18 protein-coding genes and 1 tRNA gene are annotated in these 13,553 nt (G+C 44.8%); 18 read left to right on the top strand and 1 reads right to left on the bottom strand.

Translation table 11 applies throughout. The annotated features are described in order from the left end of the window. Nucleotides 1-31 precede the first annotated feature (31 nt). Together glmU and ACSU1N_RS03350 are read left to right on the top strand one after the other, a co-directional pair. A complete protein-coding gene (gene glmU, locus ACSU1N_RS03345; RefSeq protein ID WP_440060191.1) occupies nucleotides 32-1,336 on the top strand; it encodes a bifunctional sugar-1-phosphate nucleotidylyltransferase/acetyltransferase in 1,305 nt (434 codons plus the stop codon). Further along, complete coding sequence (locus ACSU1N_RS03350; protein ID WP_440060192.1) at nucleotides 1,302-1,646, top strand: DUF2095 family protein; 345 nt, start codon at nucleotides 1,302-1,304, stop codon at nucleotides 1,644-1,646. The genes glmU and ACSU1N_RS03350 overlap by 35 nt, the downstream gene beginning before the upstream one ends. Here the strand turns inward: ACSU1N_RS03350 and ACSU1N_RS03355 are convergent, their stop codons facing one another. Further along, nucleotides 1,647-2,876, bottom strand: coding sequence for a redox-regulated ATPase YchF (locus ACSU1N_RS03355; protein WP_440060269.1), 1,230 nt, complete (start codon nucleotides 2,874-2,876; stop codon nucleotides 1,647-1,649). It abuts the gene before it with no gap. A gap of 123 nt (nucleotides 2,877-2,999) precedes the next feature. Here ACSU1N_RS03355 and ACSU1N_RS03360 point away from each other — a divergent pair, with 123 nt between their 5' ends. The 16 genes from ACSU1N_RS03360 to ACSU1N_RS03435 all read left to right on the top strand — a co-directional run bounded on the left by ACSU1N_RS03360 (nucleotide 3,000) and on the right by ACSU1N_RS03435 (nucleotide 13,510). Further along, nucleotides 3,000-3,665, top strand: a complete 666-nt coding sequence (locus ACSU1N_RS03360) for a 50S ribosomal protein L15e (RefSeq protein WP_440060193.1) — start codon at nucleotides 3,000-3,002, stop codon at nucleotides 3,663-3,665. Then, nucleotides 3,629-4,099, top strand: coding sequence for an RNA-binding domain-containing protein (locus ACSU1N_RS03365; protein WP_440060194.1), 471 nt, complete (start codon nucleotides 3,629-3,631; stop codon nucleotides 4,097-4,099). Before ACSU1N_RS03360 ends, ACSU1N_RS03365 begins: the two co-directional genes overlap by 37 nt. 27 nt (nucleotides 4,100-4,126) lie before the next feature. Beyond that, complete coding sequence (locus ACSU1N_RS03370) at nucleotides 4,127-4,741, top strand: RNase P subunit p30 family protein (protein WP_440060195.1); 615 nt, start codon at nucleotides 4,127-4,129, stop codon at nucleotides 4,739-4,741. 1 nt (nucleotide 4,742) lies between these two features. After that, a complete protein-coding gene (locus ACSU1N_RS03375; protein WP_440060196.1) occupies nucleotides 4,743-5,183 on the top strand; it encodes an Rpp14/Pop5 family protein in 441 nt (146 codons plus the stop codon). A 162-nt stretch (nucleotides 5,184-5,345) separates the two neighbouring features. Continuing rightward, a tRNA-Leu gene (locus ACSU1N_RS03380) sits at nucleotides 5,346-5,430 on the top strand. 106 nt (nucleotides 5,431-5,536) lie between these two features. After that, nucleotides 5,537-6,280, top strand: a complete 744-nt coding sequence (gene psmA / locus ACSU1N_RS03385) for an archaeal proteasome endopeptidase complex subunit alpha (RefSeq protein ID WP_440060197.1) — start codon at nucleotides 5,537-5,539, stop codon at nucleotides 6,278-6,280. Nucleotides 6,281-6,497: 217 nt separating this feature from the next. Further along, nucleotides 6,498-7,193, top strand: a complete 696-nt coding sequence (locus ACSU1N_RS03390; RefSeq protein WP_440060198.1) for a ribosome assembly factor SBDS — start codon at nucleotides 6,498-6,500, stop codon at nucleotides 7,191-7,193. Between the two features lie 5 nt (nucleotides 7,194-7,198). Beyond that, nucleotides 7,199-7,915 (top strand): exosome complex RNA-binding protein Rrp4, encoded by a 717-nt coding sequence (gene rrp4, locus ACSU1N_RS03395; protein WP_440060270.1) that lies wholly within the window; start codon nucleotides 7,199-7,201, stop codon nucleotides 7,913-7,915. A gap of 5 nt (nucleotides 7,916-7,920) precedes the next feature. Further along, complete coding sequence (rrp41, locus tag ACSU1N_RS03400) at nucleotides 7,921-8,646, top strand: exosome complex exonuclease Rrp41 (RefSeq protein WP_440060199.1); 726 nt, start codon at nucleotides 7,921-7,923, stop codon at nucleotides 8,644-8,646. A 9-nt stretch (nucleotides 8,647-8,655) separates the two neighbouring features. Continuing rightward, a complete protein-coding gene (gene rrp42, locus ACSU1N_RS03405) occupies nucleotides 8,656-9,501 on the top strand; it encodes an exosome complex protein Rrp42 (protein ID WP_440060200.1) in 846 nt (281 codons plus the stop codon). A gap of 20 nt (nucleotides 9,502-9,521) precedes the next feature. Further along, a complete protein-coding gene (locus ACSU1N_RS03410; RefSeq protein WP_440060201.1) occupies nucleotides 9,522-9,782 on the top strand; it encodes a 50S ribosomal protein L37ae in 261 nt (86 codons plus the stop codon). A gap of 6 nt (nucleotides 9,783-9,788) precedes the next feature. Continuing rightward, entirely contained in the window at nucleotides 9,789-10,331 is a 543-nt protein-coding gene (locus tag ACSU1N_RS03415; RefSeq protein WP_440060202.1) for a Brix domain-containing protein, read from the top strand. Continuing rightward, entirely contained in the window at nucleotides 10,321-10,566 is a 246-nt protein-coding gene (locus tag ACSU1N_RS03420) for a KEOPS complex subunit Pcc1 (protein WP_440060203.1), read from the top strand. Before ACSU1N_RS03415 ends, ACSU1N_RS03420 begins: the two co-directional genes overlap by 11 nt. Further along, entirely contained in the window at nucleotides 10,563-10,937 is a 375-nt protein-coding gene (locus ACSU1N_RS03425; protein WP_440060204.1) for a prefoldin subunit beta, read from the top strand. The genes ACSU1N_RS03420 and ACSU1N_RS03425 overlap by 4 nt, the downstream gene beginning before the upstream one ends. Further along, nucleotides 10,909-11,229: a hypothetical protein gene (locus ACSU1N_RS03430; RefSeq protein WP_440060205.1), complete on the top strand. Its 321-nt coding sequence runs from the start codon at nucleotides 10,909-10,911 to the stop codon at nucleotides 11,227-11,229. Before ACSU1N_RS03425 ends, ACSU1N_RS03430 begins: the two co-directional genes overlap by 29 nt. 70 nt (nucleotides 11,230-11,299) lie before the next feature. Continuing rightward, the gene (locus tag ACSU1N_RS03435; RefSeq protein ID WP_440060206.1) at nucleotides 11,300-13,510 is read left to right on the top strand and encodes an elongation factor EF-2; all 2,211 of its coding nucleotides are present in this window, start codon (nucleotides 11,300-11,302) and stop codon (nucleotides 13,508-13,510) included. The last annotated feature ends 43 nt before the right edge of the window (nucleotides 13,511-13,553 follow it).

Genomic DNA, 13,553 nt, shown 5'->3' on the forward strand with positions numbered 1-13,553 from the left:
TCTTAGTATCATCCATATACTGTGACCTGGTTTGAAAGCAATAATCTTGGCAGCTGGTAAAGGCGAGAGGCTTAAACCAATCACGGAAACTAGGCCGAAACCTCTGATACCTGTTTTGTGCAAGCCTATTCTAGCATGGCAGTTAGAATGGTTAGAACAGTTACCTGAGGTAATAGACGAGGTTATTATAATTGTTGGCGAGATGAAAGAGAAAGTTATCGAGTTTGTTAAAAGCCTTAAAACTAGGATCCCGGTTAGAATCGTATACCAGGAGAATCAGCTAGGTACAGGCGATGCTGTTTTAAAAGGGGTTGAAGGCTTAGCCCCGGGAGAGGATGTTCTAATCATATACGGCGACATCTATTTGGTAGACCCGGGCCTGATCAGGAAGGTAGCTACGGTAGATGGTAATAGCATTCTGGGGGTTGAGGTCGATGAGCCGTGGAAATACGGTGTGTTAATAGTGGAAGGAGACCTTCTTGTAAAGATCATAGAGAAGCCTGAAGGAATTCGTTCAGGGATTGTAAATGCGGGAGTCTACAAGCTACGTGTTAGCGACATCCTGGCGAATAAGAGGATCGAATTGAGTCCGAGAGGAGAATACGAGCTCACAGATATAGTTAGCAAGATCGCTGCCTCATCAGGTGTTAGGGTTGTTAGAGCTCCTAGAGGTAGCTGGATCGATGTAGGATACCCGTGGCATGTGATCGAAGCCAATAAAATGGCTCTCTCATCTATTAGAGGCGTGGTTATAGAAGGAGAGGTGGAGGAGCCAGTATATATCAGGGGTGACGTTTACATAGGTAAAGGTAGTACTATCAAAGCATTCACCTACATAGAGGGCCCGGTGTATATAGGTAGGAATGTTAGGATCGGCCCCTCAGCCCGTATAAGGCCTTACTCGGTTATCTGCGACGGGTCTGTTATAGGATTCTCGGTTGAAGTGAAAGAAAGCGTGTTATTCGAGAACGTCCACGCAAGCCATCTAGCGTATATCGGCGATAGCATTATATGCGAGGAAGTCAACCTAGGTGCTGGAACTATAACTGCTAATTTGAGATTCGATGAGAAAAATGTTAAGATGAAAGTGAAAGGGCAGGTTGTTGATACAGGTAGAAAGAAGATGGGTAGTGTTATAGGGGCTTGGGTTAGGACAGGTGTTAATGTTTCAATCATGCCGGGTGTTAAAATAGGCTCTTACTCATGGATATACCCCGGGGCTGTAGTTAGAGAAGATGTCCCACCGAAAACGATAATAAAGAGTGAGACGAAAATTCTAACTGATGTGATAAGAGTTGAGGATGAGCATCGACGAATTCAGGAGGAAGTATCCTAATCTAGCCCGTGAGCTACTCGACGAGGATTCAGGGGTTTCTCTACCTGTAGACAAAGGCTTCTCCGACCCGTGGAGAGGCTACCTCCCGAATGTATATGACTACCTGAAGAGGTGTAGGGACGAGAGAGAAGCTATCGAAGTTGTAGAATACTTGGTCAAGCATGGAGAGCTGAGTGCTGAAGAAGGCGAGCATATCAAGGAGCTTATTGAAAAACACGGCTTATCCTATTTCGGAGAGAAGAAGGTCGACGATTACTATTATAAAACAGCCCAGGCATACTGGAGGAGTCTAAGGAGGTTAAAACCCTAATCATCTCCTAGCCTTGGCCGCGACGACTCTAATAATATCCCCGGGCCGTAGGATATAGTCTTCCCCCACCCTCTCTTTAGTTAACGCGTTAACCGCGTAGAGGAAGCTCTCCCCGAGCTCTGTGTGGATCATATAGGCTAGCTCTCTCGCGGTAGTACCTTTCGGAACCAGGTATACATCGGGCAATATGTTACCGCTGTGGTCAGTATACTTGTTAATATCTTCGACAGGGTAGACAGGGATCAGTTGTAGGATGTCGAATACAGCCTTATTCAAAAGGATTTGGACGCCTGTTCCCCCGTATTTTCTGAGGACATCTTTTCTGATAATCTCTAGTGCTTTCAAATCCCTAGGAGAGAACTTCTTGTCGTCTACTATCTCGAAATCCGGGTCGCCTGGGATATACCTTATAGCGTTTTCGCTGACAAGCTTTTTCAGAACTAGCTCGGCTAGGCTGCTAACCGGGACAACGAGTTCCTCCCCGAAGACTTCTTTAAGCCTTTTAATATTCTCGTATGCTTCAGGAATATCTGCTTTATTCGCTGCTATTATGATCGGCTTACTAACTCTCCTCAGAGCCTTGCTAAAGATTCTTAGATCGTCTAGACTCCAGTTCTTTAAATTTTTATTTTCAAGCCCGGCTTCTCTAAGAGCCTTGATAACATGGTGTTTTGTAACCGATATCCCGGACAGGTTCCTCGCTAGGTAATCCACCTGGTCTGTAACACTTAGTAGACCCTTCTGGATCTTCGACTCCCATAATCTCTTAACCACGTTCCAGAACCATTCATCGATCTCGTTCTGTATAACCATGGCTTCTTCAACAGGATCGTAGGTTCCGGGTCTGACAGGCCTTCCCTCGGGGTCTGTAGAGCCTGACGCGTCTACTACATGTATTAGTACATCTGCTTGCCTAAGGTCGTCCATGAATTTATTACCCAGCCCCCTGCCCTGGCTTGCCCCTGGTATTAGGCCTGCTACATCTATTAATTTAACAGGTACGAAACGGTTACCGTTCAAGCAATACCCGGTTCTAGGATTGCACGAAGGCAAGCCCAGGTCTACGTGCGCACACTTTATCCTCACGTAGCCGATACCTATGTTAGGTTCGATTGTTGTAAAAGGATGGTTCGATATTTTAACCGGGATCATAGTGATCGCTGAGAACAGCGTTGACTTACCCACATTTGTTTTTCCAACGATACCTATTAGTTTCTCAGGAGGAGGCATAACATTCACTACAAAAGAATCCTAATTCTTAGGAAATGCTTTAAAGCATCTTGACAATAGCTTGCTATAAGTTTTAAATACTCTTTTAGATGTTAAAGTGAATGGCTTAACATGGTGTAGCCGATGGCTAAGAGCATGTACCATTATATTGCGATGCTGTGGAAGAGACCTTACGAAGGAGTGATGAGAGATATCTTAAGAGAGCGTTTAATAAAATGGAGGAGGGAGCCTGCTGTAGTAAGGATCGAGAAACCGACGAGACTTAACAGGGCTAGGGAGCTCGGTTATAAGGCTAAGGTAGGTTTCATCGTGGTAAGAGTAAGGGTTAGGAAAGGCGGGTTGAGGAAGCCGAGGCCGGATAGCGGCCGTAGACCTAAGAGGATGGGTGTCTACGGTTACGCGCCTGCTAAAAGCCTGAGGCTTATAGCGGAAGAGAGGGCTGCCAGGAAGTATCCAGGGCTAGAAGTATTGAATAGTTACTATGTAGGCGAAGACGGGCGCTATAAATGGTACGAGGTCATACTAGTAGACCCCCACCATCCTTCGATATGCAACGACCCTGATATCAACTGGATTTGCGAACCACAGAACAGGGGCAGGGTTTTCAGAGGTTTGACGAGCGCGGGCAAAAAGATGAGAGGGCTTAGGAAGAGCAGGGGCTTGAAAGGTACTCATAAGTACAAGTGGAAGAAGAAGCAGAAGGAGAGGGAGTTAAAGAAGAGGCATGAAGCTAGTAGAGGAGCAAGAGAGCCTTGGAGAGAGGCGGAGAAGAGAGAAGGAGAGGCGTAGAAGTAGCCGGGATAGAGTTTTCAACTCACTGTCATGCTACAGAAGATTGCGGTAGGGTTAAGACAGCTCTTTTAAACGCGCTCCCGGAGGAATTAAGGGGTAGCGTGAAGATAGAGGAAGAGAGTCTCGAAGGTTTTTACGGGAATATAATAAGGGTTTTAAAACTCGAGGTACGGGATAAGGCTCCTGTGGTTTTAAACTACTTGTTGAGCAGGCTCGATAAATCTGATAAATCACTCTTACTAGCATCAATGGATCTGAGGGTTGACAGAAGAGCTAAGAGATTTTTCCTAAGACTAGATAAGCAAATGCTTTTATCCGAGAGATTTGTATTAAACGATTCCGACGACGTAGTGAAAGTAGTCGTGTACTTCAGAGGCGTGGCGAAACCAGGTAGTATAGAATCCTTCCTGAAACAGCTAATAAGTGGTTGAATAGGGAAACCTGCTTGAACGAATTATATGGAGGAGCCGCAATTGTACATAGACCTATGGATTAAAACACCAGACCCAGTCTTTTTCCAGGAAGCTTCTAGGCTAGGCTATAGAATACTTGCTTCTGAAGGATTGAAAGAAGAATTCGGCAATGGGAGGATAAGAGTATTACGGAAGATAGTCCTACCAGTGTCAACGGTAGAGGAGGCTAGGAAGAAGCTGGCAGGTGTTAAGAAAGAGCGGGCTATTGTAAGCGTTGTCCCCTTTAGTATCGAGGTCGCCCGCTGGGTAGCCCACGATAGGAGGGTGGATTCTATTGTTATGACTCCGGAGAATATGGATGTATTCGATAAGAAACAGGCTTCGATTATGAAATATTATAACAAGCCTGTTGAAATACCTTTTTCAAGTATTATCAATCTCCCCGAAGAATCCCTAGCAGGATTCGTTAAGAGGCTTAGGTTAATAATACTCAAGAAGACGCAGGTGGTAGTGTCGAGCGGCTCCCGTAGTATCCTCGAAATACAGCATCCTAAGGTAGTCTCAAGCTACTTATCTGCCTTGCTCAGCATACCTTACGATACAGCCGAATACATGATATCAGCGAACCCTTATAAGCTCGTTGTGAAACTAGGTGTATGACTTGGATCTATCGCTAGCCCTATCCTTAATCTCGCTGGTACTTTCGTTGGCAACCCTTGCCCTTGTAGCCCTCTATATTACTGCTACAAGCGTTACCAGGAAATATCTCCGGAGGGTCTTCGCTAGGAAAATAATTAGAAAATATAGGAAGAGATACCTATCCCTGCTATACTACCCCAGGACATCGATTAATAGCCCCAAAGAATTAGAAGATATCGTAAGAGAAGGTGTGAGAAAGTATTTCGGGATTATCTATCTAGCTAAAATAGACCCTGAAGTCGTATTCTTCGACCCAGGCGAGAGTAAAGCAATAATTAGATTCAACGGTGTTTACAAACTAGAGCTCCTAGCCTCACTCGTATGGGCTAGTAGCCGGGGTCTCAAACTAGTTCCCGTAGGGGTATCTGGAACGTTTAAATCCGCTAAGAAAAAACTTGGTTAGATACCTGGCTGCTTCTGCAACTAGTATGTTAACTTAAATAGCTTGTTCTAAAATTGAATATTTTACAGATGATGAAGCCGCTCCAGTGCGAATGGTGAAGAACTCGCGACGTTCTGACATTACTCAAGCTTAAAACCCGTTGTCTAGAAATTGCATAATTGAGCGGGGGTGCCCGAGCCAGGCCAAAGGGGGCGGACTTAAGATCCGCTGGCATAGGCCTGCGTGGGTTCAAATCCCACCCCCCGCATCATATTCAGCCTATCTCTTCGAGTAAACGAAACAGGCAAAAGATGTCGGGACCGCTAACAAATATTAAGCCCTTGCTTCTATGATTAAATCAAGCGGTGTCCGATATGAGTTTCGGGATTTCAGCAGCAGCGTATGATAGGGCTATAACAATATTCTCACCTGATGGGAGGATATACCAGGTCGAGTATGCTTTCGAATCTGTGAGAAGAGGCTGGACAACTATAGGCTTAAAAACTAGAAGCGCTGCAATGGTTGTCGTTGAAAAGAAGAAAATAGCCCCCTTAATAGACGACAATATGGTACAGAAAATATTTAAAATAGACGACCACATCGGTGCTAGTTTCGCCGGTATAGCTAGTGATGGGAGGGTGTTGATCGATTATGCTAGACAGGTATCTCTAATACACAGGTTCTACTACGACGAGCCTGTACCAATCGAGTATGTGGCTAAGAAAGTCTCTGATGTGAAACAGGCTTACACCCAGCACGCTGGTGTGAGACCCTTCGGGGTCGCTGTTATATTCGCAGGAGTCGACGAAAACGGTACGCAGCTATATATGACCGAGCCTAGTGGGAGGTATCTAAGCTACTATGCTGTAGCAATAGGTGAGAAGGCAAACCAGGTTACAGAATTCCTAGAGAAAAACTATAAGTACGAAATGGATTTGAAAGACACTGTTAAACTAGGTATTCTAGCTATTGCGAGTATAATCGAAGGCAAACCGTCGAGCGAGCTTATCGAAGCGGGTTACGCCGATAGAGAGACTAAGAGGTTTAAGATAATGAGTAGGAATGAGATAGATTCCGTCTTGAAAGAACTTGCTGATGAAGGGAAAATCAAATTATAAATAATATAGGATCAGGTAGTGTTTTCAGCCGGGTAATTCTTCTCTACATGGTGTTGATTACAACAGTAGAACACGCTAGAGATACACAGACCTTCAGAACCCTTCTATAAGCTCATTTAAGCGGTTGAGAGAAGTCTTCAACAAGTGTTAGAGAGGAGATATAATACTTTATTTTGAATATATTTCTCTATTAGACATGGAATGAAGGGCGGTCTCTTTGACAGATAAATACGTTATTGCTAGGCTAGAGGAGAAAGGCCATAGGTTTGAAGTGCTTGTGAACCCTGATTTAGCTATGAAGGTTAAAGAAGGCAAGAATGTTAACATAGATGAACTACTAGTTGGGGATTTTGTATACAAGGATGCTAAAAAGGGTTTAAAGGCCTCTCCTGAGAGTCTGAGAGAGGTTTTTAAAACAGATGATGTTAGGCAGATAGCTCTGGAGATCGTTAAACGAGGGGAGATTCAGTTAACAGCCGAGCAAAGGAGGAGGTTTATTGAGGAGAGGAAAAAGCAGATTATAACTCTTATCGCAAGGAACGCCATAGACCCTAAGACCAAGCTACCAATACCACAGAAAAGGATCGAGCTAGCTCTCGAGCAAGCTAGGGTTTCCATAGACCCGTTTAAACCTGCAGAGTCCCAGCTCGAAGAAATTATTTCAAAGATCTCGAAAGTAATCCCGATAAAGATCGCGAAGGCTTATGTAAGCGTTAGGATCCCTCCTGAATACGCTGGTAGAATCAACAGGCAACTCGCCCAGATGGGTGAGGTTAAGAAAACAACGTGGATGAACGATGGGAGTCTCATAATGGAGCTTGAAATACCTGCTGGAATGCAACAAGAATTTATAGATAAAGTGAATAATTTAACAAGGGGTAGTGCCCAGATCAAAATAGTTAGTATCGGTTGATCGAGATGAAATTAAAAATATTTGTCGCTGACAGACAGATTGTTAGACCAGGAGATGTACTCGCTGAGATAGCAGAGGACAATATCCAGGGTTTTAAGAGGATCCCCGAGAAACACGTATATATCGCAAATAATAGAATCTATTCGGACGCATATGGCGTAGCCTCGATTAGCGATAACGATATAACTGTTATCCCGTTTAATACGGTATACTACCCTAAGAAAGAAGATGTCGTAATAGGAGTAGTCGAAGATGTAGGTATTACGTCATGGACTATCGATATACGTAGCCCTTATAGGGCGGTTTTAAACGGCAATGACGTAATAGATAATTTCAACCCCATATACCACGACCTAAGAGCTTACCTAGACGTTGGCGATATGATCCTAGCGAAAATAGTGGCTTTCGATAGGACTAGGGATCCTCTATTAACGATAAGAGGTAAAGGCCTGGGCAAAATAATCGAGGGATTCATTATTGAGATTAAACCGAGCAGGGTCCCGAGGGTTATAGGCAAAAAAGGGAGCATGTATAACCTACTGACATCTAAAACGGGTTGCGAAATAACTGTCGCCCAAAACGGGTTTATATGGGCTAAGTGCCCTGATGAATACAGAGGGGAGGTTTTAACACAGGCTATAAAAATAATTGAGGAAAAACCCCATGTGAGAGGGTTAACTGAAGAGATAAGGTTATTCCTTGAGAAGAAGTTAGCAGGGTAGGGATCATGGTTGAAAAACCAAAACTGATAACAAATGAAGGGGTGAGGATAGACGGTAGGAAGCCTGACGAATTAAGGCCTGTAAGAATGGAGGTAGGTGTTTTGAAGAACGCGAATGGTTCAGCTCTGGTCGAATACGGTAAGACAAAAGTTATAGCCGCTGTCTATGGTCCACGCGAGGCATTGCCTAAGGCTGTCCAGCTACCGGATAGAGCGGTTTTAAGAGTAAGATACCATATGGCTCCTTTCTCTACTGAAGAACACAAATCGCCAGCACCTTCCAGGCGTGAAATAGAATTATCTAAGGTTATAAGAGAAGCCTTGGAATCAGTGATATTCGTAGACCAATTCCCGAGGGCTAGTATAGACGTATTCATCGAAGTTCTACAAGCTGATGGCGGGACGCGGACAGCTGGTTTGACGGCTGCATCCCTCGCCCTAGCGGACGCAGGCATACCTATGAGAGACCTCGTAGCAGGTGTAGCGGTTGGCAAAGTCGACGGGGTTCTCGTCCTAGATATAAACGAGCTAGAGGACGAGTATGGTGAGGCTGATATGCCTTTCGGATACGCTGCGGGGGTAGACGAGATAGTGCTTCTCCAGCTGAACGGAGTTCTAACCCCTGACGAATTCAAGAAAGCGATCGAGCTAGCTAAGAAAGGCGCTGAGAAAATATATGCTCAAATGAAGGAAACACTCCACATGAAGTATCTTTCAACGCTTGAATCGTGAGGTGCCTTTATGTCTATAACCCCATCGAGAGAACCCATACTACCTAAGTTGAAAGCAGAGACGATACTGAAACTACTTAAGAGAGGAGAGAGGATAGATAACAGGGGTCTGCTAGATTACAGAGATATAAGTGTTCGGATAGGTCTTATCGAGAAAGCGGAAGGAAGCGCTCTAGTAAGGCTCGGTGGAACACAGATTATAGCAGGTGTAAAGACCGAGATAGGCTCGCCTTTCGAAGATAGACCCGACGAAGGCGTTCTACAGGTTCACGCAGAATTCGTACCGCTAGCATCGCCTTCCTTCGAGCCAGGGCCTCCTAACGAGGATGCTATAGAAGTAGCTAGGGTTATCGATAGGAGTCTTAGAGAGCCTAAGGCGATTGATTTATCGAAGCTTGTGATCCAGCCGGGGAGAACCGCGTGGGTGATCTACAATGATATATATGTTATAGACCATGACGGCAATATCCTAGATGCCGGGATGATAGCATCTATGATCGCTCTAGCAACAGCAAAACTCCCTAAGCTAGAGGTATCGCCTGAAGGATTCAAGATCGTTAGAAACACTAGGGAAAACCCTATCCCAGTAAACCTGCTGGTAGCGACTGTTACAATGGGCATCCTAGACAATATAATAATAGTTGATCCCTCGCTAGAAGAAGAAAGCGTGATAAACACTTATCTAACAATATCTGTTGACGAAAAAGGGAGGATAGTAGGGATCCAGAAGAGGGGGTCGCAGAGTATATCGTTTAAAACCCTTGATACAGCAATAGAAGTAGCTTTAAAGAAAGGAGGGCAGATTATAAACTTAATAAGGAGTATTATTAACAATCCACAAGAGTATATGAAATAACGCTAGACGGGGTATTGGGGATGGGTAGGACGAGGATTGTCGGGCCTGCTGGGAGATACGGGGCTAGGTATGGTGCAACTATAAGGAAAAAGGTCAGAGATATTCTAATAAAAAGGTATTCGCCACAGCAATGCCCCTTCTGCGGTTATAAAGGGTATGTGGTAAGGGTTTCCGTAGGGCTCTGGGAGTGTAGGAAATGCGGTGCTAGGTGGGCCGGCGGAGCATACTATAGCAGGACAGAGCTGAGCAAATACTTCCCTAAGGTTGTAGTAAGAGAGTAGCTTGAGTTGTTTTTAATATCGTCTTCGAGAAGGCCTAGCCAGAGGCTAAGGTCTTTTCTCAAAGACCTAGCTCTAATCCTACCGGGTTCAGTTAAGGTTACTAGGGGGAAGAAGACTATTAGCGAACTAGCTTCTCTAGCTTTTCTCAATAACGCGAAATACATTATCCTAGTTGAGAACCGGAGGGGCAACCCCTCTATAATACGTGTTATGAAAGTTGGTTTAGCCGGAGACGGAGGGATCAAGGTAGAAGACTATGTGAGTATTCGCCTAAGAGGTGTAAGGCTCTCGAGAGAAGGCGGTAGCAGGCTTACCTACCCTATAAATGGTTATAATGGGGTAGATTACTCCAAGTGCTATAGCGAGAAATGTTTAGAGTTCAGCGGTATACTGATGAATCTCCTAGGTAAGTTTATACGAGAAAATTTTAGTTACAGAATAGTTCTAGAGGAGAATGGCCCAGTTTTAATATTAAAAATCATTGATAGACGTGGAGCGGTTGTAGGCCCACTTATGAAAATAGGAGGGTTTAGAGTGTATGGGAGGTAGCATAGAGATCAAGATATCTGGGGTAGATGAGAAGACGCTTAATTCTATAATCCAATCCCTTCAGCCAGAGATAGAGAGTATACCCGGAGCCTGCAAAGCCGAAATTAAGATTCTACAAGGTGTTTTGCAAATAACCCTGTCATGTGATAGGATAGGGCTTTTAAGAGCTATAGCTAATAGTATTTTAAGTACTATCGCTATGTTAATCGAGTTGAAGGTGGCGATAGAAAGTTGAGCGCTCAGAGGCTACCCCCGGAAGTGCAACAATTGCTTGCTCAGTATCAGGCGATGAGAGATAGTTTTGTTAAAGTAGATTCAGAGCTCAAGCTGGTGGAAGCAGAGCTTTCTGAAATAGATAACGTGTTGGAAAACCTACAGAGCCTGCAGGAGAATGCCGAGGTATACAAGCTTGTCGGGCAAGTCCTGGTAAGGAAGACGAAAGAAGAAGTAGTTAAAGAGCTCCAGGAGAGGAAAGAGCTACTAGTTATTAAGAGAGACAAATACAGGAAGCAGTTAGAAGTCTTGACAAAACAACTCTCTGACCTCGAGGCACGTATCAAGGAGGCTCTAAGCAAATATGGCCTCACAGCCCAAAAACAAGGTTAAAGTCCTCGGCCTAGAACTCGGAGAGATAAAGGAAGAAGAAATCGAGAATATTGCTGTCAAAATCGAGGAAGTTGTTAGAAAGTATATTGATGAAAAATCCTTCGGACTTCTCGAAGGCGATGTACTAGTAAAAATCGAGAAGGACCAGAACAGGCTTAGCATAGTGATTGATGTAGGGGTTAGGGGGAGAGGTGTTGGTATAGATGTTGAAAAACTTGTTAGAGACTCTATCAACGTGGGTAGGAAAGAGTTTGAAGCCTTGATCAAGAAATATGTTAGAGAACCTGTTTGAAAACTAGATTTTAACCCCCTGTAAACATGTGGTCTTTTAGGTTCATGGTTAGTGGAGAAGGTGCTTGGATATGGTCAAGTATAAGCAGACGAGCGAAGTCTTGAAAATAATGAAGAACCTGGAGCAGGTTAGGAATATAGGTATAACAGCACACGTCGACCACGGTAAGACAACGCTGTCGGATTCGTTGCTAGCAATGGCTGGACTCCTCTCGGAGAAAATAGCGGGACAGGCGCTAGCTCTAGACTACTTGGATATAGAGCAGAAGAGGCAGATGACGGTTAAAGCAGCGAATGTAAGCCTATACCACGAGTACAAAGGGAAACCCTACGTCATAAACCTAATCGATACGCCTGGCCACGTAGACTTCCAGTCTAAGACTATTAGGGCTCTGAGAGTTATCGACGGAGCAATAGTGGTAGTTGATGCTGTCGAAGGGGTTATGACTCAGACCGAGATGTATCTCAGGGTAGCCTTAGAGGAAATGGTTAGGCCGGTATTATTCATAAACAAAATCGATAGGCTGATCAAAGAGCTAAAGCTATCGCCCTCCGAGATACAGCAGAGGCTGATCCAGATAATTAAAGACATTAACAGCCTCATAGCTTCCTACGCGGATAAAGAATTCAGGAGTGCTTGGCAGCTAGACCCTGCTAAAGGACAGGTGGTTTTCGGCAGTGCTAGGGATAGATGGGGCTTCTCAGTCCCGATGGCTCAGCAGAAGGGTATCAAATTCAGCGATGTAATAGATATCTACCAGAGGGGTAAGGACGCGCTACCCGAGCTCCAGAAATTAGCCCCGCTCCACGAAGCCATACTAGATATGGTGGTAAAACACGTACCCAACCCGAGAGAAGCCCAGAGATACAGGATTACGAAGATATGGCATGGGGATCTTAATAGCGAGATCGCTAAAGCAATGATGGAAGCAGACCCTAACGGCCCCCTGGTCATGCTAGTAAACGATGTTAGAGTAGACCCTCACGCAGGGTTGGTTGCAACCGGTAGAGTCTACTCTGGTACTATAAGGGCTGGAGACGAGGTATGGCTTGTAAATGCTAGGATGAAACAGAGGGTGTTACAGGTAGGACTCTACATGGGCCCGTATAGGGAGCTAGCAGACGAGATCAGTGCTGGCAATATCGCGGCAGTCCTAGGAATAGATAAAGCAAGGTCTGGTGAGACAGTGTGTTCGCTAGCTGTCAAAGACTTTATGAGCCCCTTCGAGAAGCTTAGGATGATAACAGAGTCGGTTGTTACAGTAGCTATAGAGCCGAAAGACCCGTCGCAGCTGACTAAATTAATCGATGCATTACATAAGCTTAGTATAGAAGACCCGAGTCTGTTAGTGAAGATAAATGAGGAGACAGGAGAATTCCTGCTGAGCGGTGTTGGAACCCTCCACATCGAGATTGCTTTAACACTATTGAAAGACCTCTACGGGCTCGACGTAGTAGCTACACCGCCTGTAATAGTCTATAGAGAGAGTATTAGAACGAGTAGCAAGATCTTCGAGGGCAAATCTCCTAACAAACACAATAAACTGTATATAAGTGTCGCTCCACTAGATGAGACAACGATTAAACTAATCCAGGACAAGATAGTGACCGAGGACATGGATCCGAGAGATAGGGCTAAAATACTTAGAGAACAGGCTGGCTGGGATACTGATGAAGCGAGGAGGATATGGGCTATCGACGATAATATCAATGTCTTTGTCGATATGACTACTGGAGTACAATACCTTAGGGATGTCAGAGACACTATTATACAAGGATTCAGGCTGGCTATGAGAGAAGGCCCTCTGGCAATGGAGCCTGTTAGAGGTGTCAAGGTTATACTGCACGATGCTATTATACACGAAGACCCTGCTCACAGAGGCCCGGCTCAGCTATATCCTGCTGTAAGAAACGCTATATATGCTGGCATGCTGACATCGAAGCCAACCTTGCTAGAGCCTATTATGAAACTCGACATCAGGACGCCGATGGAATTCATAGGCAATATATCAACTATTATAACAAAGAAGAGAGGGAGGCTTATAGAAGTCCAGCAGCTAGGTAACCTTTCGAGGATAATAGCCGAGATACCTGTAGCAGAATCTTTCACGATAGCCGAAGAATTGAGAAGCGCTACAGCCGGTAAAGCGATCTGGGGCCAGGAGTTTAGCAGGTGGGCTCCGATACCGGACAGTATGCTAATGGATCTAATAGCGAAGATCAGAGAGAGGAAAGGGCTGAAACCAGAGCCTCCTAAGCCGGAAGACTTTCTAGGACCGTAACCGACTGTTCGCTTTATTTACTATCCTACAGGACTCTTTTTTG

This window comes from Thermogladius sp. 4427co, assembly GCF_051933805.1.
GTDB lineage: Archaea > Thermoproteota > Thermoprotei_A > Sulfolobales > Desulfurococcaceae > Thermogladius.

Excerpts from the sequence above, each read along its gene's own strand:
- ACSU1N_RS03350 (WP_440060192.1), top strand. The coding sequence starts at position 1,302 with ATGAGCATCGACGAATTCAGGAGGAAGTATCCTAATCTAGCCCGTGAG.
- ACSU1N_RS03355 (WP_440060269.1), bottom strand. The coding sequence starts at position 2,876 with ATGCCTCCTCCTGAGAAACTAATAGGTATCGTTGGAAAAACAAATGTG.
- ACSU1N_RS03360 (WP_440060193.1), top strand. The coding sequence starts at position 3,000 with ATGGCTAAGAGCATGTACCATTATATTGCGATGCTGTGGAAGAGACCT.
- ACSU1N_RS03370 (WP_440060195.1), top strand. The coding sequence starts at position 4,127 with ATGGAGGAGCCGCAATTGTACATAGACCTATGGATTAAAACACCAGAC.
- psmA (WP_440060197.1), top strand. The coding sequence starts at position 5,537 with ATGAGTTTCGGGATTTCAGCAGCAGCGTATGATAGGGCTATAACAATA.
- rrp4 (WP_440060270.1), top strand. The coding sequence starts at position 7,199 with ATGAAATTAAAAATATTTGTCGCTGACAGACAGATTGTTAGACCAGGA.
- rrp41 (WP_440060199.1), top strand. The coding sequence starts at position 7,921 with ATGGTTGAAAAACCAAAACTGATAACAAATGAAGGGGTGAGGATAGAC.
- rrp42 (WP_440060200.1), top strand. The coding sequence starts at position 8,656 with ATGTCTATAACCCCATCGAGAGAACCCATACTACCTAAGTTGAAAGCA.
- ACSU1N_RS03410 (WP_440060201.1), top strand. The coding sequence starts at position 9,522 with ATGGGTAGGACGAGGATTGTCGGGCCTGCTGGGAGATACGGGGCTAGG.
- ACSU1N_RS03420 (WP_440060203.1), top strand. The coding sequence starts at position 10,321 with ATGGGAGGTAGCATAGAGATCAAGATATCTGGGGTAGATGAGAAGACG.
- ACSU1N_RS03430 (WP_440060205.1), top strand. The coding sequence starts at position 10,909 with ATGGCCTCACAGCCCAAAAACAAGGTTAAAGTCCTCGGCCTAGAACTC.
- ACSU1N_RS03435 (WP_440060206.1), top strand. The coding sequence starts at position 11,300 with ATGGTCAAGTATAAGCAGACGAGCGAAGTCTTGAAAATAATGAAGAAC.